Annotated in this window: 22 protein-coding genes and 1 other annotated feature; all 22 genes read left to right on the top strand. The window is 47.1% G+C overall.

What is annotated here, in order from left to right; translation table 11 throughout:
• The first annotated feature begins 3 nt into the window (after positions 1 to 3).
• Positions 4 to 1,986, top strand: a complete 1,983-nt coding sequence (locus ACFQ3J_RS01140) for a stage V sporulation protein D (protein WP_251580846.1) — start codon at positions 4 to 6, stop codon at positions 1,984 to 1,986.
• 92 nt (positions 1,987 to 2,078) lie between these two features.
• Entirely contained in the window at positions 2,079 to 3,566 is a 1,488-nt protein-coding gene (locus ACFQ3J_RS01145; protein WP_251580847.1) for a UDP-N-acetylmuramoyl-L-alanyl-D-glutamate--2,6-diaminopimelate ligase, read from the top strand.
• Complete coding sequence (locus ACFQ3J_RS01150; protein ID WP_311285977.1) at positions 3,566 to 4,975, top strand: UDP-N-acetylmuramoyl-tripeptide--D-alanyl-D-alanine ligase; 1,410 nt, start codon at positions 3,566 to 3,568, stop codon at positions 4,973 to 4,975. Before ACFQ3J_RS01145 ends, ACFQ3J_RS01150 begins: the two co-directional genes overlap by 1 nt.
• 12 nt (positions 4,976 to 4,987) lie before the next feature.
• Entirely contained in the window at positions 4,988 to 5,956 is a 969-nt protein-coding gene (gene mraY / locus ACFQ3J_RS01155) for a phospho-N-acetylmuramoyl-pentapeptide-transferase (RefSeq protein WP_091158534.1), read from the top strand.
• Positions 5,957 to 5,959: 3 nt separating this feature from the next.
• Positions 5,960 to 7,381 carry a UDP-N-acetylmuramoyl-L-alanine--D-glutamate ligase gene (gene murD / locus ACFQ3J_RS01160; RefSeq protein WP_251580851.1) on the top strand — a complete coding sequence of 474 codons (1,422 nt, stop codon included), beginning with the start codon at positions 5,960 to 5,962 and terminating at the stop codon, positions 7,379 to 7,381.
• Positions 7,382 to 7,430: 49 nt separating this feature from the next.
• The gene (gene spoVE / locus ACFQ3J_RS01165) at positions 7,431 to 8,528 is read left to right on the top strand and encodes a stage V sporulation protein E (protein ID WP_251580853.1); all 1,098 of its coding nucleotides are present in this window, start codon (positions 7,431 to 7,433) and stop codon (positions 8,526 to 8,528) included.
• Between the two features lie 5 nt (positions 8,529 to 8,533).
• Positions 8,534 to 9,640: an undecaprenyldiphospho-muramoylpentapeptide beta-N-acetylglucosaminyltransferase gene (murG, locus tag ACFQ3J_RS01170; protein WP_251580855.1), complete on the top strand. Its 1,107-nt coding sequence runs from the start codon at positions 8,534 to 8,536 to the stop codon at positions 9,638 to 9,640.
• A gap of 267 nt (positions 9,641 to 9,907) precedes the next feature.
• Positions 9,908 to 11,179, top strand: coding sequence for a UDP-N-acetylglucosamine 1-carboxyvinyltransferase (gene murA, locus ACFQ3J_RS01175; RefSeq protein WP_091158528.1), 1,272 nt, complete (start codon positions 9,908 to 9,910; stop codon positions 11,177 to 11,179).
• 125 nt (positions 11,180 to 11,304) lie between these two features.
• On the top strand, positions 11,305 to 12,075 hold the full coding sequence (locus ACFQ3J_RS01180; protein WP_251580857.1) for a cell division protein FtsQ/DivIB: 771 nt from the start codon (positions 11,305 to 11,307) through the stop codon (positions 12,073 to 12,075).
• 342 nt (positions 12,076 to 12,417) lie between these two features.
• Entirely contained in the window at positions 12,418 to 13,689 is a 1,272-nt protein-coding gene (ftsA, locus tag ACFQ3J_RS01185) for a cell division protein FtsA (protein ID WP_091158525.1), read from the top strand.
• Positions 13,690 to 13,776: 87 nt separating this feature from the next.
• Positions 13,777 to 14,895 (top strand): cell division protein FtsZ, encoded by a 1,119-nt coding sequence (ftsZ, locus tag ACFQ3J_RS01190; protein ID WP_091158523.1) that lies wholly within the window; start codon positions 13,777 to 13,779, stop codon positions 14,893 to 14,895.
• A gap of 193 nt (positions 14,896 to 15,088) precedes the next feature.
• A complete protein-coding gene (spoIIGA, locus tag ACFQ3J_RS01195) occupies positions 15,089 to 16,054 on the top strand; it encodes a sigma-E processing peptidase SpoIIGA (RefSeq protein WP_091158522.1) in 966 nt (321 codons plus the stop codon).
• A 12-nt stretch (positions 16,055 to 16,066) separates the two neighbouring features.
• Complete coding sequence (sigE, locus tag ACFQ3J_RS01200; RefSeq protein ID WP_091158520.1) at positions 16,067 to 16,789, top strand: RNA polymerase sporulation sigma factor SigE; 723 nt, start codon at positions 16,067 to 16,069, stop codon at positions 16,787 to 16,789.
• Between the two features lie 102 nt (positions 16,790 to 16,891).
• A complete protein-coding gene (sigG, locus tag ACFQ3J_RS01205) occupies positions 16,892 to 17,674 on the top strand; it encodes an RNA polymerase sporulation sigma factor SigG (protein ID WP_091158519.1) in 783 nt (260 codons plus the stop codon).
• A 242-nt stretch (positions 17,675 to 17,916) separates the two neighbouring features.
• Entirely contained in the window at positions 17,917 to 18,222 is a 306-nt protein-coding gene (locus ACFQ3J_RS01210) for a YlmC/YmxH family sporulation protein (RefSeq protein WP_379293219.1), read from the top strand.
• An 83-nt stretch (positions 18,223 to 18,305) separates the two neighbouring features.
• Entirely contained in the window at positions 18,306 to 19,175 is an 870-nt protein-coding gene (gene pgeF / locus ACFQ3J_RS01215; protein ID WP_251580859.1) for a peptidoglycan editing factor PgeF, read from the top strand.
• Between the two features lie 6 nt (positions 19,176 to 19,181).
• The gene (locus tag ACFQ3J_RS01220) at positions 19,182 to 19,871 is read left to right on the top strand and encodes a YggS family pyridoxal phosphate-dependent enzyme (protein ID WP_251580861.1); all 690 of its coding nucleotides are present in this window, start codon (positions 19,182 to 19,184) and stop codon (positions 19,869 to 19,871) included.
• A gap of 5 nt (positions 19,872 to 19,876) precedes the next feature.
• On the top strand, positions 19,877 to 20,344 hold the full coding sequence (locus tag ACFQ3J_RS01225; protein ID WP_091158513.1) for a cell division protein SepF: 468 nt from the start codon (positions 19,877 to 19,879) through the stop codon (positions 20,342 to 20,344).
• A gap of 7 nt (positions 20,345 to 20,351) precedes the next feature.
• The gene (locus ACFQ3J_RS01230; RefSeq protein ID WP_091158511.1) at positions 20,352 to 20,621 is read left to right on the top strand and encodes a YggT family protein; all 270 of its coding nucleotides are present in this window, start codon (positions 20,352 to 20,354) and stop codon (positions 20,619 to 20,621) included.
• Between the two features lie 34 nt (positions 20,622 to 20,655).
• The gene (locus ACFQ3J_RS01235) at positions 20,656 to 21,438 is read left to right on the top strand and encodes a YlmH family RNA-binding protein (protein WP_251580863.1); all 783 of its coding nucleotides are present in this window, start codon (positions 20,656 to 20,658) and stop codon (positions 21,436 to 21,438) included.
• A 136-nt stretch (positions 21,439 to 21,574) separates the two neighbouring features.
• Complete coding sequence (locus ACFQ3J_RS01240; RefSeq protein ID WP_091158508.1) at positions 21,575 to 22,084, top strand: DivIVA domain-containing protein; 510 nt, start codon at positions 21,575 to 21,577, stop codon at positions 22,082 to 22,084.
• 77 nt (positions 22,085 to 22,161) lie between these two features.
• Positions 22,162 to 22,437 (top strand) — a binding site (T-box leader).
• A 74-nt stretch (positions 22,438 to 22,511) separates the two neighbouring features.
• Positions 22,512 to 25,601, top strand: coding sequence for an isoleucine--tRNA ligase (gene ileS, locus ACFQ3J_RS01245; RefSeq protein WP_251580865.1), 3,090 nt, complete (start codon positions 22,512 to 22,514; stop codon positions 25,599 to 25,601).
• The last annotated feature ends 31 nt before the right edge of the window (positions 25,602 to 25,632 follow it).

Consider the following 25,632-nt stretch of genomic DNA (forward strand, 5'->3'; position numbering starts at 1 on the left):
TATATGGCCAAAGTATCCAGCGTGACGCTTCGCCGCCGCTTGCTGTGGTGCATGCTGATACTGCTCATTCTTTTTGCGGCGCTTGCCGTCCGTCTAGCGTATGTTCAGCTTGCCAGAGGACCGGAATTGGCGGAGGAAGCCGAGAATCTGTGGCGGAGGCAAATTCCATATACTGCAAAGCGCGGTGAGATTCTTGACCGTAACGGAACAGCACTTGCTTATAATATTACGACACCGACCGTTATGGCTATTCCGGTTCAGGTGAAGGAAAAGGAAAAAACGGCTGAAGCCCTAGCGCCGCTTCTTGGGATGACGCAGGAGAAGGTGCTTGGCATCATTTCCAAGACCGAAAGAATAGTCGAGATAAAGCCCGGGGGCCGAAAAATTACGATGGAGAAAGCACAGGAAATTCGTGATTTGGAGCTTCCGGGCATTGTTGTAGCTGAGGACAATAAGCGGTTCTATCCTTACGGCGATTTGGCGGCGCATATTCTTGGCTTTACAGGAATTGATAATCAGGGGTTAACCGGAATAGAGAAGAAGTACGATGATAACCTCAAGGGCATTGGAGGAGGAATTGAGTATCTGTCGGATGCAGCAGGCAGGCTGATGCCAGGATCATCAGATGAATATGTTGCCCCAAAGGACGGGCTAAACCTTCAGCTGACCATCGATCAGCCGATCCAATCTATTATCGAGCGTGAGCTGGATCAGGCGATGGTCAAATTCGAGGCGAATTCTGCCCTTGCGATCGCGATGAATCCAAAGACCGGAGAGATTCTTGGAATGTCGAGTCGTCCAAGCTATGAGCCGGGTAATTATCAGGAATATCCTGCAGAAATATATAACCGCAATTTACCCGTATGGATGACCTATGAGCCGGGTTCTACCTTTAAGATTATTACGCTGGCCGCAGCCCTGGAAGAGAAGAAGGTTGATCTCGTTAATGATCATTTCTTTGACCCAGGCTATATTGAGGTCGCTGGAGCCCGGCTTCGCTGCTGGAAAAAGGGCGGACACGGCAGCCAAACCTTTTTACAGGTTGTGGAAAACTCATGCAATCCGGGTTTTGTCGCTTTAGGGAACAAACTTGGCAAAGAGACGCTTTTCGAGTATATTAAAAACTTCGGTTTTGGTGCAAAGACAGGAATAGACCTTAGTGGAGAAGCTTCTGGAATACTATTCAAGCTTTCCCAGGTTGGACCTGTAGAGCTTGCGACGACCGCCTTTGGTCAAGGTGTTTCTGTAACTCCGATTCAGCAGATTACCGCGGTCTCTGCAGCGATAAACGGCGGAAAGCTATACAAACCGTTTGTTGCCAAAGCATGGGTCGATCCCGTGACCGGCGAAGTTGTCAATGAAACTGAGCCAGAGATGGTAAGACAGGTCATATCGGAGGAGACCTCCAAGCAGGTTCGGGAAGCGCTCGAAAGTGTGGTTGCTAAGGGGACCGGACGCCCTGCTTTTATCGACGGTTATCGGGTAGGAGGCAAGACAGGTACAGCTCAGAAGGTAATTAACGGTCGTTACTCAACAACAGAACATATCGTTTCATTTATCGGTTTTGCTCCAGCGGATGATCCGCAAATTGTGGTCTATACCGCGGTAGACAATCCGAAGGGGATTCAATTCGGGGGCGTCGTTGCGGCTCCGATCGTCCAGAACATATTAGAGGATTCATTACACTATTTGCAGGTCCCGCAGCGGAAGGATCAGCTTGAGAAGAATTACAAGTATGGGGAAACACCGATTGTAACCGTACCAGACCTCACAGGAGCAACAGTACAAGATCTGTATGAAGATTTGAATATGAACTTTATGCTCGTAAAATCAGGAACTGGCAATACGGTCATCAGTCAGGCACCAAAACCAGGAGCCCGGGTGGAAAGAGGCTCCACCATACGGATTTATATGGGAAGTCATCCGGAAGACGCTCATGAGCATGACACCAATACATCCTCTGGCAGTGAAAAAGAAGGAAGTTAATGTTTTTACTTCGCTTCCTATGGACCATAATGCTAGGTAACGGATACAATAGGGAAGGATGACGTTTTAATTTAGGGAAAGAAGGAATACATGTGCTCTTAAAACAATTTGCTTCCTTGCTGCAGACAAGTAGAGTCGTAGGCAACGGGGATACGGAGATTACAGGAATACAAACAGATTCTAGAAAAGTGGGTACAGGAGATCTGTTTATTTGTCTGCCTGGTCACACGGTAGATGGGCATGATTACGCTCAGACAGCGGTGGATCAAGGAGCTGCTGCGCTTGTTGTTGAACGAGAGCTCGAAGCTCCGGTTCCTCAAATTATCGTGAATAGCAGCCGTTTAGCGATGGCGGTCTTTTCAAATTATTATTTCGAATCGCCAAGCCAGCGCTTGAACATGATCGGAGTAACCGGTACGAATGGCAAGACGACAACGTCTTATCTTATTGAGAAAATATTAAACGATGCAGGCCAAAGTACAGGACTCATCGGTACAATACAAATGCGTTACGCAAGCAAAGAGTTCCCTATGTCAGGAACGACACCGGAAGCGCTGGATTTGCAGCGCAGCCTGCACCATATGGTGCAGGAAGGGGTTAAGAACTGTGTTATGGAGGTCTCCTCACATGCGCTTGAACAGGGACGCGTCAAGGGTACGGATTTCCGCACAGCGGTCTTCACTAATCTTACGCAGGACCATTTGGATTACCATCTCACGATGGAATCCTATCGAAGTGCCAAGGGACTTTTGTTTGCAAGACTGGGTAACGCGTTTACAGAGGAAATCTCGAAGCGTAAATATGCAGTCTTGAACGCTGATGATGAGGCATCGAAGTATTTTGCCAGCCTGACAGCAGCGGAAGTAGTGACTTACGGTATTGATACAGAAGCCGATGTAAAAGCATCCCATATCAAGATCACAGCACAAGGTACATTTTTCTATGTAGATACATTCAAGGGCAGTACAGATATTGAGCTTCGCATGGTGGGCAAGTTTAATGTGTACAATGCACTGGCTGCAACAACGGCTGCACTTCTGGAAGGTATTTCTCTTGAAGCGATCAAACAAAGTCTTGAGTCCATTCCGGGCGTGGATGGACGGGTTGAAGCGGTTGCGTGCGGTCAGGACTTTGCAGTTATCGTTGACTATGCCCATACACCGGATGGACTTGAAAATGTGCTTCGAACCGTCAATGAGTTTGCTGAACAGAGAGTGCTCTGCGTCTTTGGATGCGGGGGAGATCGTGACCGTACAAAGCGTCCGATTATGGGGCAGATTGCTGCTAAATACAGTGACAAGGTATTTGTTACCTCCGATAATCCCCGTACAGAGAATCCGGATGCCATTCTTGAAGATATTAAACAAGGACTGATCGACGTCGGCACCCAGCCTGATAAATACGAGCTTATCGTGGATCGAAAGGCGGCTATTCATCGTGCTATTGAGCAGGCAAGCTCTGGCGATGTAGTATTGATTGCGGGTAAAGGTCATGAGACGTATCAAATTCTGGGTACGACAAAAACGGATTTCGATGATCGTCTGGTGGCGAAAGAAGCGATAAGGGGCATAGCAAAGTGATAAAAAGAACGTTATATCAAATTGCACAGATGTGCGGCGGCACACTCTTGAGAGATCAAGACAGTGAATTGAATATACATGGTGTATATACAGACTCACGGATGCCTGCTGAAGGACGGTTGTTTGTTCCTTTGGCTGGTGAACGTTTTGACGGGCATGAGTATGCTGCAGAGTGTCTGGCTGCTGGTGCGGTCGGTATCATGTGGCAGAAGGATCATGGTACACCTCCTGAAGGGCCGGTTATTGTTGTAGAGGATACCCTTCTTGCACTGCAGGAGTTATCTGCGGCATATTTGAGGGAAAGTGGAGCATCCGTAGTGGCAATTACGGGGAGCAACGGCAAGACAACCACCAAGGATATGGTGTACTCACTATTATCCACCACCTATAAGGTGCATAAGACACAAGGGAATTTCAATAATCATATTGGTCTGCCGCTAACGATACTTGACATGCCTCAAGATACGCAGATTACAGTCCTGGAAATGGGAATGAGCAGTCGACATGAAATCGAGAGACTGGCGGAAATTGCACGTCCTGATGTTGCGGTCATTACGAACATCGGAGAAGCTCATTTGCTGCAGCTCGGTTCCAGGGAGGAAATCGCACGTGCCAAGCTCGAAATCGTAAGCGGACTGAAGAACGACGGTTTGCTCATCTACAATGGTGATGATTCACTTGCTGACCGTGTTCTTGCCGAGCCGACTACGAAGAAGCCGAAGGAATTCAAACGATTTACGTTTGGAATGAATCAGACAAACAATGATTTCCCGACGGGAATTACGAATCATGCCGGGGGGATGATCTTTACTTCGGTTTCCTCAGGCGAGGAGGCAATGCAAATACCGCTTATAGGTCATCATAATGTGGTTAACTCACTAGCTGCGCTTGCCGTCGCAAGGCATTATGGCGTATCTCATGATGATATGCGCAAAGGTTTGGGGGAAGTGAAGCTGACGGGAATGCGCATCGAAGTTACCAAGGGTGTCAGTGGAATTACGGTGCTGAACGATGCATATAATGCAAGCCCGACGGCGATGAAGGCTGCTATTGACGCACTTAGCGGACTTGCAGGCTATGAACGCAAAGCGGCTGTCCTTGGAGATATGCTGGAGCTTGGACCAAGAGAAGAAGAGCTTCATGAGGAGATTGGACAGTATCTGACACCGGCCAAGCTTGATCTGGTATTCACATATGGTTCCTTGTCTTCGAACATCGCGAAAGGCGCGTTACTAAATATGCCGAACCATGCGGTGTTTGCTTTTGAGGATAAGGCTGCTTTAACTGCCCATTTGAAGGCAACAATGACACCGAAGGATGTTGTTCTTGTCAAGGCTTCCAGGGGCATGAAGCTGGAGGAAGTTGCTAACGCACTAATCAATGAACCATTACAGATCGAAGTTGACTAGAGAGGTGTTATCATGGATTTTCAATTAATGCTGCTAACGATCGGTGTATCATTCATCCTAGCGGTGATTGCTGCACCGATTCTGATACCACTCCTGCGCCGTATGAAATTCGGTCAGCAGGTTAGAGAAGATGGACCTCAGAGCCATCTTAAGAAATCGGGAACGCCGACTATGGGCGGCGTCGTCATCGTGCTTGCCTTTACGCTTGCCTTCTTAAAGTTTGCTCCTGCGAAGAATACGGATTTTTATGTGCTGATCGTGGCAACTTTAGGCTTTGGCTTGATCGGTTTCCTGGATGACTATATTAAAATTGTGTTTAAACGTTCACTTGGTCTAACCGCAAGGCAGAAGCTGTTTGGCCAGCTGCTATTTGCGGCAATTATGTGCTTCTTACTTATTCAGAATGGTCACAGTACGGAGATTGCAGTGCCCGGAACATCCTGGGCATTCGACCTTGGACCGTGGTTCTACTATCCATTTATTGTTCTTATGATGCTTGCTATAAGTAATGCCGTGAATTTCACGGATGGTCTGGACGGACTCTTATCCGGCGTAAGTGCCATTGCTTTTGGGGCGTTTGCGATTGTAGCGATGCAGGCTACTTCACTTCCAGCTGCCGTTTGCGCAGCAGCGATGATTGGAGCAGTACTTGGCTTCCTTGTCTACAATGCACATCCAGCCAAAGTATTTATGGGGGATACAGGTTCACTTGCGATCGGGGGAGCCATCGGAGCTATAGCAATTGTCACGAAGACAGAGCTCTTGTTCCTCGTGATCGGCGGTATATTCGTTATTGAGATGCTGTCTGTCGTTATTCAAGTTGTATCTTTCAAAACAAGAGGCAAGCGTGTGTTTAAAATGAGCCCGATTCATCACCATTTTGAGTTGTCGGGATGGTCTGAATGGCGTGTAGTAATTACTTTTTGGGCCGTAGGACTGCTGCTCGCTGGTCTCGGACTTTATATCAACAAGGGGTTGTAGTTCATGAATCATCCGGAGAGTTATAAAGGAATGGACGTCGTTGTTCTTGGCCTAGCCAAGAGCGGCGTACAGGTGGCTAAGGTGCTGCATCAGGCTGGAGCCCATGTTATCGTTAACGATCAGAAGGACAGAGCACAGTGTCCCGAAGCATCCGAACTGGAGGCTTTGGGAATTTCTGTTATATGCGGAGGACACCCTGATGACCTGATTCATCCTGGGGTGCAGCTTCTGGTCAAGAATCCGGGGATACCCTATAAGGTTGCTCCGATTCAAAAAGCGCTGGAGCTGGGCATCGAAGTCGTCACTGAAGTTGAAGTGGCTTATCATATTTGCAAAGCGCCTATCATTGGTATTACAGGCTCTAATGGTAAAACAACAACAACGACATGGGTAGGGCTTATGCTCGAGCATGCTGGTTTGTCTCCCATTGTTGCCGGCAATATTGGTACTCCGTTATCCGAGGCAGCGCAAGCAGCAAAGAAAGACGATATCATGGTGGTTGAGCTTAGCAGCTTCCAGCTCAAAGGAACGACGGATTTTCGTCCTGCGGTCAGCTGCCTGCTGAACGTTTCAGAGACACATCTTGATTATCATGGCGGGATGGAGGACTACATTGCTTCCAAAGCTAAACTGTTTAACAATCAAACAGCTGAGGACTATGCGGTTATCAACTGGGATGATCCCGTATGCAGACAGCTTGTGCCTTATATTAAAAGCAGAATCCTGCCATTCTCACTGACAGAAACACTGCAAGCCGGTGTATACGCAGACCCTCCTTACATACCGGACGTAGAAGATGACATTGAGAGAACAGTCATGTACCGTGATATGGATGGAGGTATCCATCCTATTATTCCTGTCAATGAGATTGGACTTCCGGGCCGGTTTAACGTCGATAATGCGCTGGCAGCTTGTGCTATTGCGTTAGCAGCGGGTGCGGCTCCTACAGCACTTTCGACTTCTCTCTCGACTTTCCACGGTGTGGAGCACCGTTTGGAATATGTACGGAACCATGCGGGTGCAGCATACTACAACAATTCCAAGGCGACGAATGCGAAGGCTACGCTGATGGCGCTTACCTCATTCAAAGAGCCTATCGTGCTGATTGCAGGGGGACTTGACCGTGGATCCGATTATATGGATCTGCTGGAAGTGTTCAAAGAGAGAGTAAAAGCTGTCGTTTTGCTGGGGCAGACCAAAGATAAACTTTCTGAGGTTGCGAAACTTGCCGGACTAAAGGATATTCGGATTGTCGATAATGGGGAGGATGCCGCCGCAGCGCTTGTCGAAGCGGTTAAATATGCTTCCGAGCTTGCACAATCGGGTGATGTCGTTCTGTTATCTCCTGCATGCGCAAGCTGGGATATGTTTAGCTCCTATGAAGAGCGTGGACGCATTTTTAAAGAGGCGGTGCATAATCTGTAAGTAGGGGGGTGGATAAGCCCCTACTACTTATGTAAGAGGTGGCCTCCTAATGAAACAGACCCGACCGGCGCCTGATTTGTGGCTCGTTATCTGCATTGTGTCGCTGCTCTCCATCGGAATCGTGATGGTATACAGTGCAGGTGCCGTCCTTGCCTTTCGTGAACACGGCGACTCTTTCTATTTTGTGAAGAGGCAGCTGCTGTTCGCGGGGCTTGGGCTATTCGCCATGTTCTTTACGGCAAATGTGGATTATCGGATATGGCGCAACTACGCAAAGTTTGTACTCATCCTCTGCTTTATTCTACTCATCATCGTACTGATACCAGGCATCGGCGTCGTTCGTGGCGGCGCAAGGAGCTGGCTCGGCATTAGTTCGTTCGGTATTCAGCCCTCCGAGTTTATGAAGCTTGGCATGATCCTGTTCCTAGCTAAATGGCTCAGCAAGGATCCTGCCGCTATTAAAAACTTCACTACCGGCTTACTTCCTCCGCTAGGTCTTATTGGCCTTGCTTTTGGCCTTATTATGCTTCAGCCGGACCTGGGAACGGGTGCTGTTATGCTTGGCGCATCAATGCTGATCATATTTACGGCAGGGGCAAGGATGAAGCATCTAATGTTCCTGGCGCTTGGCGGTGTATTGGGTTTTGCCGGCTTGATTCTCGCAGCTCCTTATCGTCTAAGACGTATTACCGGATTCCTGGACCCGTGGTCTGATCCGCTGGGTACAGGCTATCAAATTATTCAGTCGTTATATGCGATCGGTCCAGGGGGACTTGGAGGACTTGGTCTTGGCATGAGCAGGCAGAAATACAGCTATGTGCCTGAACCGCAGACCGATTTTATATTTTCCATATTGGCTGAAGAGCTCGGTTTTATTGGTGGCTTGATTGTATTACTGCTCTTCCTACTGCTGGTATGGAGAGGGATGCGGGTAGCGATGACGGTGCCGGATGCGTTCGGAAGCTTGCTGGCCGTGGGGATCGTTGGTATGGTTGCCGTACAGGTTGTGATTAACATTGGAGTTGTTATCGGCCTTATGCCGGTAACGGGAATCACACTTCCCTTAATCAGTTATGGGGGCTCATCTCTGACGCTGATGCTTACAGCACTGGGAATACTACTTAATTTATCACGTTATGCGAGGTGACTTATATGCGCGTTGTACTTACAGGCGGCGGGACAGGCGGACATATTTATCCGGCTGTCGCTGTCGCAAGGCAGCTGGAGTCTGAGGACAAGAACGCTGAGTTTTTATATATAGGGGGGAAAAGGGGACTGGAGAGCAAACTCGTTCCCGAGGAAAAGCTTCGGTTTGAATCCATTGATATTACTGGTTTTCGCCGTAAGCTGTCGATGGACAATGTAAGAACCATAATCCGCTTTTTGCAGGGGGTTCGCACATCCAAGAAACTGCTGCGAGAGTTCAAACCCGATGTGGTGATAGGCACAGGAGGATATGTGTGTGGTCCTGTTGTCTATGCAGCAGCGAAGCTCGGCATTCCGAGCATTATTCATGAGCAGAACGCGATTCCAGGTTTGACCAACAAATTTCTGAGCCGTTATGTGGATACCGTAGCTGTAAGCTTTGAGGGCTCAGAGAAGCACTTTCCCGGTGTGAAAAATGTAATCTACACAGGCAATCCGCGTGCGACTACCGTGCAACATGCGAGCCGCGAACGCGGATTTGCTTCGCTCGGGGTTCCAATGGGCAGTAAGGTAGTGCTTGTCGTAGGCGGAAGCCGGGGAGCGAAAGCGATCAATGAGGCTATGATCGACATGAGTGAACGTGTATCAGAGCTTAAGGACGTCCATATGGTATATGTTACGGGAGATTCCTATTACGAATCTACACTTCAGGCTGTGAAAAAACGTTTGGGTAACATTCCAAGCCATATGCACATTTTGCCATATGTGAATAATATGCCTGAGGTTCTTGCAGCAACCTCGCTGATTGTGAATCGGGCAGGGGCCTCCTTTCTTGCCGAGATTACATCCCTTGGCATACCGGCTATTCTGATTCCGTCTCCGAATGTAACAAACAACCATCAGGAGGCCAATGCAAGGGCGCTAGAGAAGGCTGGAGCGGCGCATGTGCTTCTGGAGAAGGATATGAACGGAGATACCCTGTTCCATTCCATTGAGGCCATCATCGGCGATGAGGGCCGCAAGCGCTCAATGTCCAGCATCTCTAAGCAACTCGGGAAGCCGGATTCAGCGGCTGTACTTGTCGCGGAGATGAGAAGGATTGTTAAGAAATAAACCTAACGTTTTCATGGATACGCAAGAAACAGTCCAGTGGGCGATTGTCACACACAGAGGCCTCTTTACATAAGATACCTTATCAAATGTGACAATCACTCTGGGCTAAGAAAAGTCCACAGTGTGTTACAACAAAATTTCTTATCCGCTTAAGGACGTTCATTCCCTATAACTGCCTAATCAAAACGCATATTAATCGGACGGTGTGCGCAAGAGAATTTATAGGCGTTAATAGTCAGGGGAGCGGTAAACTCGGAGGTGATACACTTGGACAAATTGGTGATTGAAGGCGGGAACCCCCTATCAGGATCCATACGTATCCACGGAGCGAAAAATGCTGCATTGCCCATCATGGCGGCAAGCCTGCTGGCGGAAGGGAACACCGAGCTTCACAATGTTCCTCACTTGCTCGACATTGAAGTAATGCTGCAAATCCTGGAAAGGCTCGGCTGCAATACGAGACATGAACAAGGCATCGTAACGCTCGATACTTCTTTGGTTAGCTCATCAAGAGTTCCGGAAGATTTGATGAACAAAATGCGCTCATCTATTTTCCTGATGGGTCCGCTGCTGGCGAGATTTGGCGAAGTGTCAATTTATCAGCCAGGCGGCTGCGCAATCGGAGAACGCAAGATTGATCTCCATTTGAGGGGTCTCGAAGCACTTGGAGCTGTTATTGAGGAGAAGGATTCACAGATTACTTGTCGTGCGAAGAAACTGATTGGTGCAGATATTCAGCTTGATTTTCCAAGCGTAGGTGCAACAGAGAATATCATGATGGCTGCAGTAACGGCTTCCGGCACAACGACGATCACAAATGCGGCTAGAGAGCCTGAAATTCAGGATCTTCAAAATTTCCTCAATGCGATGGGCGCTCATATTATTGGAGCAGGCACGAGTACAATTACCATTCATGGGGTTGATCGGTTGACTTCCTGCACGTATGAGATTATTCCCGATCGAATCGTGGCAGGTACTGTGCTGATTGCTGCGGCTGCAACACGGGGCAATGTTACATTAACGCGCAGCAATCCAGCACACCTCACTTCGCTTATACACGTGCTGAAGCGAGCCGGTGTTCAAACAAGTGTATGCAATGATATAATAACCGTGAGCTGCATGGGAAGACCCAAGGCAGTCGATCGTATCGTTACGTCACCTTATCCATCATTTCCAACAGATCTTCAATCACAGGTTATGGTTCTGCTTAGTTTGGCAGATGGATTCAGTATTATGAAGGAAACAGTCTTCGAGGCCAGATTCAAGCATGTGGATGAGCTTAACGTGATGGGAGCCGATATTTCAGTGGATTTGAACACCGCATTTATCCGCGGCGTGCCTCGTTTGTATGGGGCAACGGTAGAAGCTACAGATTTGCGAGCAGGTGCAGCACTGGTCATAGCGGGATTGGCAGCGCAGGGCAAAACGGTGGTGGAGCAGGTACACCATATCGATCGCGGATACGACCGGATTGAACAATTATTTCAGTCCCTGGGTGCTTTTGTAGAACGCCAGCCCGTAAGTTTCGTTGCGCCGTAGATTCGAATACCTTCATGGTGATTATATTCAAGTATATTCATGCTAAATCAGATTTAAGCACAATATTGCCCTGAAAGTCCCCTCTTTTTGGAGGGGACCTTAAGGCTTTTATGGAGCGAACGTCAATGCCAAAAGGTCAAATTCCAGCTCTCAAAAAAGAGAGCACGCCAAAAATGAAAACAAGCCGGAAAATCATCTTTATTTTGGTGTTGTTATTTATCGTTATTTTTGCTGTTATCTTTTTTAGATCTCCCGTGAGCAAAATTTCCCAGTTTCAGATAGAAGGGAATGTGTTTAGTACTAGAGAAGAAATTTTATTAAAGAGCGGTCTAGAGGTAGGTAGTCCTTTTTTCGGTGCCGATGCATCTGATATTGAAGGGGTGCTGGAGGACAGTCCTCTTATTTCTGAAGCAACGGTGGACAAGCAGTTCCCTGGCAATATATCCATACATGTTAAAGAATATGATACTGTGGCCTATGAATTAGCGTCAGACGGTCAAATTCAAGCCATACTATCCAGCGGTACCAGCGTCAATCTGGAGGGAAGAGGCATTGCAGTGGAAAAACCGATTCTTACCCAGTGGAAAGCAGACGATCCGCTGAAGACAGAGCTCTCTAATGTGCTCAAAGAAATTCCGAATGAGCTGACAACAGATATTTCGGAGATTCTCCCTTCGCCAACACCTTCGTTTCCCGACCGGATCAAGCTGTATACCAAATCGATGTTTGAGGTCATTACAACGATTTCTTTGCTTGGAGATAAGGTGAGTTATCTAAACCAAGTCATTGAAACAGAAGAACCCGGTCTTATCATAATGCTGGAGGCCGATTCCTATGAACCGTTTCAGCCGGACGAAGAGGAAACAGGAGAAGACGAGGCGGGAAGCACACCCTAAATTAATTGAATTGACAGCCTATGAAGATAGCACTTTCTGATTGATTAAAAAAATGTTACACTTTAAGCTATGTGCATCTTGCTAACGTATCCTTCTTTTTTCTTCATAATTTAATAGAATCATCGAGACGGTTTATACCGTTAACAGATATAGACATATAAGAGAGTGAATCATGCAGCTATTAGGCTTGAAAACAAGCGTAAAGTTCATAATTACACCTAAGATGGTGGCACCTAAAAAATTTGTAGAAAAAAGAGGGAAAGCCTTAAACGTGTTGAATATGTAGAGAGTGTTGTAACTTGAGAACGTATATTACTATCGGAGTCAGGAGGTGCCACAGACTTGAGCAACAATGACATCATTGTTAGTTTGGACATCGGTACATCCAAAGTTCGAGCTATTATTGGGGAAATTAATAATGGAACCTTTAATATTATTGGAGTTGGATCTGCCGACTCAGAGGGGATTCGTAAGGGATCAATTGTAGACATTGACCAAACTGTACAGTCCATCCGTAATGCAGTAGATCATGCGGAGCGTATGGTTGGTATTCAAATATCCGAAGTATATGTCGGTATCTCCGGAAATCATATCGGACTTATGACAAGTCACGGCGTTGTGGCAGTATCGAATGAAGACCGTGAGATCGGTGAAGAAGACATGGAACGGGTGTTGAAAGCGGCTGAAGTGATTGCTATTCCGCCGGAACGTGAGATCATCGATGTAGTGGCAAGACAGTACGTTGTGGACGGTCTTGAAGGCATTCAGGATCCGCGCGGCATGATCGGTGTAAGACTTGAGGTTGAAGCGACGATTATTACAGGTGCCAAGACCGCCATACATAACTTGCTTCGCTGCGTAGAGAAGTCGGGTCTGAAAGTGAAGGACCTTGTACTCATGTCTCTCGGAGCAGGGCTGCTGTCTCTGTCCAAAGATGAAAAGGGTATGGGATCTGTACTGATCGATATCGGTGCAGGCTCGACTACGATTGCGGTGTTTGAGGAAGGCTCGATTGTCGCCACTTCTACACTTCCGATCGGAGGAGAGTTTGTAACCAATGATATTGCTTACGGTCTCCGTACATTGACTGAACAAGCAGAGAAAGTAAAGCTGAAGTATGGATGTGCTTGGCTTGATGATGCAGCCAGAGATGTCGTATTCAAAGTAACTCGGATCGGCAGCAATGTGGATAAGGAGTTTACTCAGGAAGATCTGGCAGCCATTATTGAACCTCGTGTGCAAGAGATATTCCAGATGATTCATCAGGAAATGAAGAGACTCGGTTACACGGAGCTTCCTGGAGGTTATATATTAACGGGCGGTACGGTGGCTATGCCGGGTGTCTTGCAAGTTGCTAGACATGAGCTTGCGGCTTCAGTAAGAGTGGCTGTACCAGACTTTATCGGGGTGCGCGACCCGGGTTATACTAGCGGTGTGGGCATCTTGCATAACGTGATCCGCAGTGCTAAAATCAGACCCGCAGCACCAACGAGCGGCGGAGGAAGCAATAACAAGAAACCTACGAATCGTGTTAAGCCGAATCCGGCTCCGGAAGAAGAACATAAACCGGGGTTTTTCGAACGCATAAAAAATATGTTCAGTGAATTGATATAGACTGTTCGTCGATATATGAAATGGACAGATTCATTTTTGATAAGTGGACGAGCCATCCATGCACACATGAGGGGGAGATGGAAAAGTATGTTGGAATTTGATTTCGAGATGGAGAGCTTGGCTCAGATAAAAGTAATAGGTGTCGGTGGCGGCGGAAGCAACGCTGTGAACCGAATGATTGAGAATGGTGTGCAGGGAGTTGAATTCATTACGGTGAATACGGATGCTCAAGCATTGCATCTTGCCCGTTCTGAACACAAACTGCAAATCGGCGATAAGCTGACAAGAGGGCTTGGTGCTGGTGCTAATCCTGAAGTTGGTAAGAAGGCAGCCGAGGAATCTCGTGACCTTATCGCTAACACACTTAAAGGCGCGGATATGGTATTCGTGACGGCAGGTATGGGCGGAGGTACAGGAACGGGTGCAGCTCCTGTGATCGCAGAGATCGCCAAAGAATGTGGAGCACTAACGGTGGGTGTGGTTACTCGCCCGTTTACGTTTGAAGGACGCAAGCGTTCCAATCAAGCAGAGCATGGTATAGAAGCGCTGAAAGAAAAAGTGGATACGCTGATCGTTATTCCGAATGATCGCTTGCTTGAGATTGTGGATAAGAAGACTCCTATGTTGGAAGCCTTCCGTGAAGCAGACAACGTACTTCGCCAAGCGGTACAAGGTATTTCCGACCTTATCGCTGTTCCTGGATTGATAAACCTTGACTTTGCTGATGTGAAGACGATTATGACTGAACGCGGCTCAGCCTTGATGGGAATTGGAATGGCAACAGGTGAGAACAGAGCAGCTGAGGCTGCCCGCAAAGCCATCATGAGTCCGCTGCTTGAAACCTCCATTGAAGGGGCTCGCGGTGTAATCATGAACATAACAGGTGGGGCTAACCTGTCACTTTACGAAGTGAATGAAGCAGCCGAGATTGTAACCTCTGCATCGGACCCAGAAGTGAACATGATCTTTGGTGCCATTATCGATGAGAATTTGAAGGAAGAAATTAAGGTTACGGTTATTGCGACAGGATTCGAGAATAAGCCTGCTGCAGCTGCACCGCCTGCACGCAAGCCTTCTCAGCCGGAAGCGCAGGAGAATCGTTCTACTAACCTGAAGCCATTTGGTAATCAGCCTAGCTCTGATCAATTGGATATTCCGACGTTCCTGCGGAATCGCACTAGAAACAACGGCAATAGCAACGAATAATACGATTCATTAATGCAGCCTGCATAAGGCTGCATTTTTTTGTTTCCTGTCACTCCCACTTTGAATAAGTTGAAAAATCCGACAAAAAAAGTTGCAATCCTCCTCCCAAGTTTAGACAGACTTTGAAAGTCTCCCTCCTTATACTGGTTATATTCTTTGATTCGAAGATATAAGATAAGGGTGGTGAGAAAAACTGGTTGTATACATCGACTTGATTTTTCTGACCAACCTGCTGATTGACTGGGTTCTGTTATTCTTAACAGCTTGGATGCAGCGTCAGAGGCCAAAGTGGTGGCGAATGGTTATTGCTGCGGTCATTGGAGCGCTTTATGTTGTCATGATGTTCGTACCCGAGCTTACCTTTTTGTACACCTTTCTCATTAAGTTCGGCTTGTCATTATTGATGATTTGGACCTCCTTCGGATTCCATAGCCTGCAGAGCTTCATGAAGACGATAGGTTCCTTTTACGTAATCAATTTTGTGGCTGCAGGCGGTATACTCGGGTTGCATTATTTACTCCAAAGCTCAGGTGAGTTATTCAATGGAATATTGTTCACTACAACTGGCGGCGTGTCGTTTGAACTGCAAATAGGGTTCTGGTTTATGTTTATTGTCTTCTTTTGTGTTCTATTCATCTTTAGAGCGGTTCATAAGAGCAAGAAAAAAGCAGATCAAATGACAGTGTTTTTCGGTGAAGTAAACGTACGCATTGGGGAAGTCGAAGTGAGCTGCACGGGACTTGTGGATACAGGCAATCAGCTCACAGATCCGTTGACCCGAACGCCAGTCATGGTCATGGAAGCCACGTTATGGGATTCTTACCTGCCGGAGACTTGGAAAGGAAGGATATCACAGGTTCCCGCTGATCAGCTTGTTATGGAGCTGGGCGATGGATTCGAATGGCAGGATCGATTAAGGCTTATCCCCTTCCGGGGAATCAATAAAGGAACGTCGTTTATGCTTGCAATTAAACCCGACTCGGTCATGATCAAGATGAATGGGACGTGCTATACTCCGGCTCGCACACTGATCGGTCTTGATGGTGGAACGCTCTCATCTGAAGGGAAATACAGGGCGATCATTCATCCGGAATATGTGCAGGACCCCATTGTCAAACCATCATCCAGTCAAACAGAAAAGCCGCTGAACGTGGTATAGGAGGAAGCGTACATGCTTGTGAAATGGAAACTCGCCGCACAGCTTCAGTATTACCGGTTCCTGTTTTTGTTCGGGCTGAAGAGTGAGGAGATATACTATATTGGGGGGAGTGAAGCTCTCCCGCCGCCACTGACTCGGGAAGAAGAAGATTATTTGTTGCAAAAGCTGAAGACGGGAGATCCAGCCATTCGGGCGATGCTGATCGAGCGCAACATCAGACTTGTCGTCTACATTGCCCGCAAATTTGAGAACACGGGTATTAACATTGAAGATTTGATCTCGATCGGTGCGATCGGTTTAATTAAAGCCGTGAACACTTTTGATCCGGAGAAAAAAATCAAGCTGGCAACCTATGCGTCTCGTTGTATCGAGAACGAAATACTAATGTATCTTCGCCGCAATAGCAAGATACGAACCGAGGTTTCTTTTGATGAGCCGCTTAATATTGATTGGGATGGCAATGAGCTGCTCTTGTCTGATGTGCTCGGTACGGAGAATGATACGATCTATCGCAATATAGAGGAACAGGTCGACCGCAAGCTGCTGCACAAAGCATTAGACAAGCTGACGGAACGGGAACGGATGATAATGGAGCTTCGTTTCGGTCTTCAGGATGGGGAAGAGAAGACCCAGAAAGATGTCGCAGACATGCTGGGCATCTCCCAGTCTTACATCTCCAGACTTGAAAAACGAATCATTAAGCGACTGCGCAAGGAGTTCAACAAAATGGTGTAAAATCAAGTCTTGGGTATAACTGGTAAGCTCATGGAAATGGAATAAAAATACCTCTCCCGGAGATAATGTACATTAATGTTTCTCCTTGGGAGGTAAATCACGATGACCCGTAATAAAGTCGAGATTTGTGGCGTGGATACGTCGAAACTGCCGGTCCTAACCAACGTAGAAATGCGTGAGTTATTTACGAATCTTCAGCAAAATAATGAGCGCTCAGCTAGAGAGAAATTAGTGAATGGGAACCTGCGCCTCGTGCTCAGCGTCATTCAACGTTTCAATAACCGGGGAGAATTCGTTGACGATTTATTCCAGGTTGGCTGTATAGGCCTCATGAAAGCCATTGATAACTTTGATTTGTCTCAAAATGTAAAGTTCTCCACCTATGCAGTACCGATGATTATCGGTGAAATTCGAAGATACCTGCGGGATAACAACCCGATTCGAGTTTCCAGATCCCTCCGGGATATTGCATATAAGGCATTGCAGGTCAGAGATGCTCTGACCAATATGAACTCGCGTGAGCCGACCATTTTTGAAATTTCCGAAGTGCTCAATGTGCCTAAAGAGGATGTTGTATTCGCACTTGATGCGATTCAGGACCCAGTGTCCTTGTTTGAGCCGATATATCATGACGGTGGTGACCCGATCTATGTAATGGACCAGATCAGTGACGACAAGAACAAGGATGTGTCGTGGATCGAGGAGATCGCGCTTAGGGAAGCAATGCAGCGGCTTGGGCAGCGGGAAAAGATGATTCTATCCATGCGCTTTTTCGAAGGAAAGACTCAGATGGAAGTGGCTGATGAGATCGGTATTTCCCAGGCGCAGGTATCAAGACTTGAAAAATCAGCCATTCAGCAAATGCAAAAACACGTTAAAATCTAAACCGAAGAAATAAGATCTTGATTCAAACATGGTTAGTGGTGCATCATCATTCAAAATAACCTCTACTTTCGCGTAAGCAGCGCGGAACTAGAGGTTTTATTATTGTCCGGAGTGACCAAGCTCTCATAAAAAAAAGGACATTTTGGGCGTTCAGAACATATATTGATATTGATATAAGGATTCAATTCATAAGAGCGGGATGTGAGGATAAGATGAGCTCAGGAGATCTGACGGTGAGAGCAATGAAAATATCGGATTTTCAAACCAAGGATGTCATTAATATTGTGGATGGGAAAAGACTGGGTCAGATCAGTGATCTTGAGCTGGACCTTCGGCAAGGGCGCATTGAGGCCATTGTTGTACCGAGCTACAGCCGATTCATGGGGTTGTTTGGAGGAGGAGCAGATCTGATTATCCCTTGGCGCAATATCGTCAAGATCGGTTCGGATGTCGTGCTAGTGAAGATGGATGAAGTGAAGGAAGCGAAGCCCGAGGATGTATATAACGAACGTACTGAGCGGCGTGAAGGAGAACGAAAGGGTTTCTAGTCTCCACTAAAGAGACTAAGGGATGTTTTTTTGGTACACTGGTGTATAGATGTTTCTAACGAAGAACGAGGTGATACACAAGCATGGAACCTTTTGTGCTGAATGATAATGACAGTGGACCGAAGCTGTTTGCAATAGAGCCCTGGACTTCCTATTCGAGGAGTAAGGGACTTATGACGGGATATACAAGCCGGGCTGGAGGTGTCGGAAATGCGCCATACAGCAGTCTCAACTGTGCTTTTCATGTGGGTGACAACCCTGAAGATGTAATTAATAATCGCAGACGCATTGCCGAGAAGATTGGAATACTGCCAGAGGCTTGGACTTGCGGCGAGCAAGTACATAAGAGCGAGATTGCCATTGTAACTGAAGCAGATCGAGGCAAGGGCTTCTTCGATCGAGAGTCGGCGATCCAGGATACAGACGGATTACTGACGAACGTTCGCGGTGTGCTGCTGACTTCATTTTACGCGGATTGTGTTCCGCTGTATTTCTTTGATCCGGTCAAAGAAGTGGTTGGCCTGGCCCATGCCGGATGGAAGGGGACGGTTCAGAAGATTGCAGAACGTATGATTGAGCAGATGGAAGAGCATTATGGATGTAAGCGGAGTGATATACTGACGGCGATTGGCCCATCGATTGGAAGCTGCTGCTATGAGGTTGATGATTATGTGATGGACCGTGTGAAGGTTTTGTACGAACTTGAACAGGGTAAAGATGAATATGAAGATTCTGCATACAGGAAGGCACATCAGCCTGCACCAGAAGGAAAATGCATGCTCGACTTGAAAGAAGTCAATCGACACATTATGATGAAAGCAGGAATATTGCCGGATCATATCGAATGTACATCATGGTGTACAAGCTGCCACCCTGAACTTTTCTTCAGTTATCGTAAGGAAGGTGGCATTACAGGCAGAATGGCAAGCTGGATTGGATTGGAAGAGAGGTGACCCTCCTTGTCACTGGAGGAGAGAATACAGCATGTGGATGAACGCATCCAAGCTGCTTGCGAGGCAAGCGGCCGCAATAAAGATAGTGTCAATGTAATCGCGGTAACCAAGTATGTCTCTGTCGAAATGACAGAGAAAGTGCTTGGCAGCGGACTGATACATATTGGCGAGAACCGATGGCAAAATGCCGAGGAGAAATGGAAAGCCCTCGGACATCGGGGTGTATGGCATTTTATCGGTCATTTGCAGACGAACAAAGTTAAGGATGTAATCGGTAAATTTCCATACATCCATTCATTAGACAGACTGTCTCTCGCTCGTGAGATCGAGAAGAAGGCGGCACAGCTGGACCTTAAGGTACAGTGTATGCTGCAGGTTAATATCTCAGGTGAAGAATCGAAATATGGTCTTCAGCTAGAGCAAGTCGTTCCGCTGCTCAAAGAAATTCGTGAATTTAATCATATTCAAGTCGCCGGACTTATGACAATGGCCCCCTTTGAAGAAGAAGCGGAACGGACGCGTCCCGTATTTCGCGGACTTCGTGAACTTAGAGACGACTTGAATAGACAAGCCTTGACCCATGAACCGTTGACCGATTTGTCGATGGGGATGTCCAATGATTTTGAGATAGCGATTCAGGAAGGTGCAACCTGGGTGAGGCTGGGAAGTGTTCTCGTAGGTAAAGAGGAGGGCTAAAGGAGATGAGTGTAGTGAATAAATTTATGAATTTTTTCGGTCTTCAAGAAGAAGAAGAGGTTGTAGAACGTGAGCAAGTCAATTCACGCGTAGATGAGCCCGAACAAGAAGTTGAAACGCCGAGCTTTGATAAACGTAGAAACCAGAAGGGCAATAATGTGGTAAGCATTCATTCCCAAAAAAATGTAAAGGTCGTTCTGTACGAGCCGCGTAGTTACGATGAAGCACAGGAGATCGCCGATCATATTAAATCCCATCGGACCGTTGTTGTCAATTTGCAGCGTGTGCGAAAGGATCAGGCTCTTCGCATTATTGATTTTCTAAGCGGTACCGTCTATGCACTTGGCGGAGGCATTTCCAAAATCGGTGGAAACATTTTTCTCTGTACACCCGACACCGTTGAAATACAAGGAACCATCGCGGAAATACTTACAGATCACGACAGCGAAGCAGATTACAACAGAATGAGGTGACAGGTTTTTGGAAATTGTATTACAGTTGGTTAACAGCTTGGTTAACATTTACTACTGGATGATTATTATATACATCCTGATGTCTTGGCTTCCTAATGCTAGAGAGTCTAAGTTTGGAGAAATATTAGGCAAGATTGTAGAGCCTTATCTTGCTCCTTTCCGCAGATTCATACCGCCTATTTTCGGAATGCTCGACATTTCACCGATCATAGCCATCATTGCTTTGAGGTATGCTGCGACCGGACTAAGCGCAATATTGGAAGGGATTTTCACTTAGACAAGTTCAATATTATATACAGGGTGATTATGAAATGCGTACAGACATTTATGAACATTTTCACCCCGATGAACGGGATTTTGTAGATAAGGCCTGGGAGTGGGTAGAACATGCTGGACAGTATCATGAGATGAAACTGACGGACTTTCTGGACCCGCGCCAGGCCTATATTTTGGATACGCTTGCGAATCGTAGAGGGGATGTACAAGTGCGTATGGAGGGCGGATCTGCAAATGCGGAGCGTCAAAGAGCACTGATTGCCCCTGACTATGCTTATCTGGATGATCAGGATATGGGACTTGCAGTTCTGAGCATAACTTCGGCGGATCAAAAATTTCTGCAGCTCGATCATGGGGATTATATGGGAGCACTGCTAAGCCTTGGGCTCAAACGGGGAAAGCTCGGTGACATTCATGTTCTGGATGATGGATGCCACACGGTTGTTGCCAAGGAAATTGCAGACTATTTCTCGCTTCACCTTCACCAGGTGCATCGAATGAATGTATTTACTGACATACTGCCGGTAGATCAGCTGCGGACGAGTGATCTAGCTCTCCAGATGATGGATCTGACGGTGGCTTCTTTGCGTTTGGACGGAATTGCAAGTGATGTATACAGACTGAGCCGGAGCAAGATACTTACCCCGATTAAGGCAGGACGCTGCAAAGTGAACTGGAAGGTGGCAGAGGACCCATCCAAAATGCTGCAGGCAGGGGATGTGGTATCCGTTCAAGGCTTGGGGCGTTTTAAAGTGATGGAAACCGATGGAATGACCAAAAAAGGTCGGTTTCGTGTGAAAGTGGGTAAATTTGTATAGATATATATGCAGGAATTCATGTTTTCTTGTCGAAATCTTTAGGTCAGAGTTTATGAAATGATGTACTGGACCGATAAATAGAATGAAGTTTAATGCCTCTCTTATCAAGAGGTTAATACTATAGGAGGTGGACAGCATGCCACTAACGCCGCTGGACATACATAATAAGGAATTTGCCCGCCGTATTCGTGGTTATGATGAGGATGAGGTCAATGAGTTTTTGGATCAAGTAATCAAAGACTACGAGGCTGTTATCCGTGAGAACAAGGAGCTTAGCACACAGTTGCTGTCCGTGCAGGAGAAGCTGGATCATTTTGCAAATATTGAGGAAACTCTCAGCAAGACCATTATTGTTGCGCAGGAAGCTGCTGATGAAGTAAAGAACAATTCGAAGAAGGAAGCACAGCTGATTGTAAAGGAAGCAGAGAAGAATGCAGACCGGATCGTGAACGAAGCTCTATCCAAGTCGCGCAAAATTTCGCTTGAAGTTGAGGAGCTGAAGAAGCAGGCTTCCATTTACCGTGCTCGTTTCCGCACTCTTGTGGAAGCTCAGCTGGAGCTGTTGAATGTGGATGGCTGGGAAGCTCTTGAGAACCGGGAGCAGGAGGTTCGTGAGCGCGAACGCGAAATGAAGGAAATTTACTAACATAAACAACGGGTCATCTGTCAGGTTGACTTTTTGCTGTAAAGAGGCTATAAATATTGTTATATGTAATTCATAATAAAGGTTTGATGATGGGAACCAGTAAGCTCATGAGCATTCGTTTACAGAGAGTTGGCGGTGGGTGCGAGCCAATGAAACGGAACATGGCTGAATATCATCCCGGAGAAGTGAAGCCGAAAGCATGCTATAGCAGCTGCAATTAAGCCGAACCGTATGCCGAACGTTATATCGGCTCCTTATGGTAGTCACATAAGGATTAGAGCGCCGTTTATTTGTCACACGTAAGACAAATTGCGGAACTAGGGTGGTAACGCGAGAACAGTCTCGTCCCTTATTAGGGGCGAGGCTTTTTTATTTTTTTCTTGGAGCAAAATCAACAGGATAGGTAACTGATGAAAGGAAGAGATGGATGAAACGAGTTGACATCAAGGAGAAGGCTCGCGCTCGTGAGCAGCGAATCCTGGGAAAATGGCAAGCGGAGGATACATTCAAGAAATCAATTGAGAATCGTGAAGGCAGACCTAATTATGTCTTCTACGAGGGACCACCTACAGCGAATGGGGCGCCACATATTGGCCACGTGCTGGGCCGTGTAATTAAGGACTTTGTCGGCCGCTATCAGACGATGAACGGATACCGGGTTGTCCGCAAGGCGGGCTGGGATACGCATGGTCTTCCGGTTGAACTTGGTGTCGAGAAGCAGCTGGGCATCAGCGGCAAACAAGAAATTGAGAATTATGGTGTGGAAGCATTCATTAAGAAATGTAAAGCGAGTGTATTCGAATACGAGCATAAATGGCGTGAGCTAACGGAAGCAATCGGCTACTGGACGGATCTGGATCATCCTTATGTAACGCTGGATAACACATATATCGAAAGTGTCTGGAACATTCTGGCTACGATTCATGACAAAGGCCTGCTCTATCGGGGTCATCGGGTAAGCCCTTACTGCCCTTGCTGCCAAACGACACTCAGCTCTCACGAAGTAGCGCAAGGTTATGAGGATGTGAAGGACCTTAGTGCAACAGCGAAATTCAAGCTTCATGATCGTGATGAGTACATCCTGGCTTGGACAACTACCCCTTGGACACTCCCATCTCACGTTGCGCTGGCTGTTAACCCGGAGATGGAATACGCACGTGTTAAGCAGGAAGACGGAATCTATATTGTTGCCAAAAATCTCGTCGAGAAAGTGATGAAGGGTGACTACGAGGTATTGTCCAGCTTGCAGGGTTCCGAGCTTGTCGGCTTAACTTATACTCCGCCGTTTAACTACATTGCAGCCGAAAAAGCCAATATCGTGGTCGGGGCAAGCTTTGTTACGGATGCAAGCGGTACAGGGATTGTTCATATGGCTCCGGCACATGGTGAGGATGACTACAAGACTTGCCGTGAGAATGGAATCAGCTTTGTCAGTGTCGTGAATTCGGAAGGGAAGTATACGGAGGAAGTTACCGATTTTGCAGGACGGTTTGTTAAAGATTGCGATCTGGATATTGTGAAGCATCTGTCCGAGCAGGGACTGCTGTACAGCAAAGAAAAAATTGAGCACAGCTATCCATTCTGCTGGCGCTGCAAATCTCCACTCCTGTACTATGCCATGGACAGCTGGTTTATTGAAACGACGGCAGTGAAGGATCAACTGATCGCTAACAATAATACGGTGGATTGGTACCCAGGACACGTTCGTGAAGGACGTTTTGGTAAGTTCCTTGAAGATTTGGTGGATTGGAATATCAGTCGTAACCGTTACTGGGGTACTCCGCTTAACGTGTGGGTGTGTCCGGATTGTGGAGGGCAGTTCGCTCCTCACAGCCACGAAGAGCTGCGTAAGCATGCGGTTTCTGAGGTAAGCCCGGAGCTTGAGCTGCATAAGCCTTATGTTGATGAAGTGAAGGTACGTTGTACACACTGTGAGAGTGGTGTTATGGAACGCACTTCAGAAGTGATTGATGTGTGGTTTGACAGCGGATCAATGCCGTATGCACAGCACCACTATCCATTTGAGAACAGAGAGACATTTGAACAGCAATATCCTGCGGATATGATCTGTGAAGGAATTGATCAGACACGCGGCTGGTTCTACAGCTTGCTGGCTGTTTCTACCCTGTTTACAGGAAAAGCGCCTTATAAGGCGGTTATGGCAACAGGTCATATTTTGGATGAGAACGGGCAGAAGATGTCCAAATCCAAAGGAAATGTGATTGATCCTTGGGAAATCATTGAAGAGTATGGTACGGATGCATTCCGATGGGCTCTCCTTGCAGACAGTGCTCCATGGAACAGCAAGCGTTTCTCCAAGGGCATCGTCGGAGAAGCGAAATCCAAGGTGATTGACACGATTGTCAATACACATGCATTCCTTGCGCTATACGCTGACATTGATGGATATGATCCAGAGAATCATCCATTCCAAGGTTCGGAGAATAAACTGGATCGCTGGGTGCTGTCGCGTCTGAACTCACTTATTGCAAAAGTAAGCAAAGGACTTCAGGTGAATGACTTCCTGAATGCGGCCAAAGCGATAGAAGTATTTGTCGATGAATTGAGTAACTGGTATATCCGCCGTTCCCGCGATCGGTTCTGGGGCAGCGGCTTGACCGAGGATAAGCTTGCAGCTTATGGCACACTGACTGAGGTCCTCTTGACGCTGTCTAAGCTGATGGCTCCATTTACACCGATGCTGTCCGAAGACGTCTACGGTAATCTTGGAGGAAAAGGAAGCGTGCATCTGACCGATTATCCAGTAGCAAACGAAGCGCTGATTGATGAGAAGCTGGAGCAGGATATGGAAACGGCACGCAACATTGTTGAGCTTGCACGGAATGTCCGTAACGAGACCGGCATCAAGACCCGTCAGCCGTTATCAGCCCTAATTGTATCGCTGAGCCATGACTTTGATCTCCCTGGCTATGAAGAGATCATCAAGGATGAGATCAACGTCAAGAGTATTGAGGTTGAGACGAGCGATAGCGGATTTGTAGACTTTACACTTAAACTTAATCTGAAAGTTGCAGGTAAGAAATACGGCAAGAATGTAGGCTTCCTGCAAAATCATTTTAAAGCGATGAGTGCAGAAGATACCCGCTCTGTTGTTGAAGCAGGCCAGTTCAATATCGTATCGCCGGACGGAGCTGAGCTTGAAGTAACAAGCGAAGAGCTGTTGATTGAGAAAAAAGCAAAAGAAGGCTTTGCGGCAGCTTCCGGCTATGGATTGACCGTTGCGCTGAACACGGAAATTACGCCTGAGCTTGAACAGGAAGGGCTGGTTCGTGAGGTGGTCCGTGCAGTACAGGACACTCGCAAGAAGCTTGATCTTCCGATTGAGAAGCGCGTAAACCTGACTCTGGATGTCGATAGTGAGCTGAGAGCAGCTATTGAGGCTTTTGAATCGGTCCTTCGAGAGAACGTATTGGTTACAGATTTGGCATTTGGTGCATCGGAGGATATGGAACAGGTCGAAGCCGGTTCCAGAACGATTGGCGTTAAGATTCACTAGAAAAAATAAGGAAGCTTTGCCGGCTAAAATA

Source organism: Paenibacillus provencensis, assembly GCF_042678545.1.
GTDB lineage: Bacteria > Bacillota > Bacilli > Paenibacillales > Paenibacillaceae > Paenibacillus > Paenibacillus provencensis.

Bases quoted from the DNA above. Each gene is read 5' to 3' on its own strand.
- ACFQ3J_RS01140 (WP_251580846.1), top strand. From the start codon at position 4: ATGGCCAAAGTATCCAGCGTGACGCTTCGCCGCCGCTTGCTGTGGTGC.
- mraY (WP_091158534.1), top strand. From the start codon at position 4,988: ATGGATTTTCAATTAATGCTGCTAACGATCGGTGTATCATTCATCCTA.
- murD (WP_251580851.1), top strand. From the start codon at position 5,960: ATGAATCATCCGGAGAGTTATAAAGGAATGGACGTCGTTGTTCTTGGC.
- spoVE (WP_251580853.1), top strand. From the start codon at position 7,431: ATGAAACAGACCCGACCGGCGCCTGATTTGTGGCTCGTTATCTGCATT.
- murG (WP_251580855.1), top strand. From the start codon at position 8,534: ATGCGCGTTGTACTTACAGGCGGCGGGACAGGCGGACATATTTATCCG.
- ACFQ3J_RS01180 (WP_251580857.1), top strand. From the start codon at position 11,305: ATGCCAAAAGGTCAAATTCCAGCTCTCAAAAAAGAGAGCACGCCAAAA.
- ftsZ (WP_091158523.1), top strand. From the start codon at position 13,777: ATGTTGGAATTTGATTTCGAGATGGAGAGCTTGGCTCAGATAAAAGTA.
- sigE (WP_091158520.1), top strand. From the start codon at position 16,067: ATGCTTGTGAAATGGAAACTCGCCGCACAGCTTCAGTATTACCGGTTC.
- sigG (WP_091158519.1), top strand. From the start codon at position 16,892: ATGACCCGTAATAAAGTCGAGATTTGTGGCGTGGATACGTCGAAACTG.
- ACFQ3J_RS01210 (WP_379293219.1), top strand. From the start codon at position 17,917: ATGAAAATATCGGATTTTCAAACCAAGGATGTCATTAATATTGTGGAT.
- pgeF (WP_251580859.1), top strand. From the start codon at position 18,306: ATGGAACCTTTTGTGCTGAATGATAATGACAGTGGACCGAAGCTGTTT.
- ACFQ3J_RS01225 (WP_091158513.1), top strand. From the start codon at position 19,877: ATGAGTGTAGTGAATAAATTTATGAATTTTTTCGGTCTTCAAGAAGAA.
- ACFQ3J_RS01235 (WP_251580863.1), top strand. From the start codon at position 20,656: ATGCGTACAGACATTTATGAACATTTTCACCCCGATGAACGGGATTTT.
- ACFQ3J_RS01240 (WP_091158508.1), top strand. From the start codon at position 21,575: ATGCCACTAACGCCGCTGGACATACATAATAAGGAATTTGCCCGCCGT.
- ileS (WP_251580865.1), top strand. From the start codon at position 22,512: ATGAAACGAGTTGACATCAAGGAGAAGGCTCGCGCTCGTGAGCAGCGA.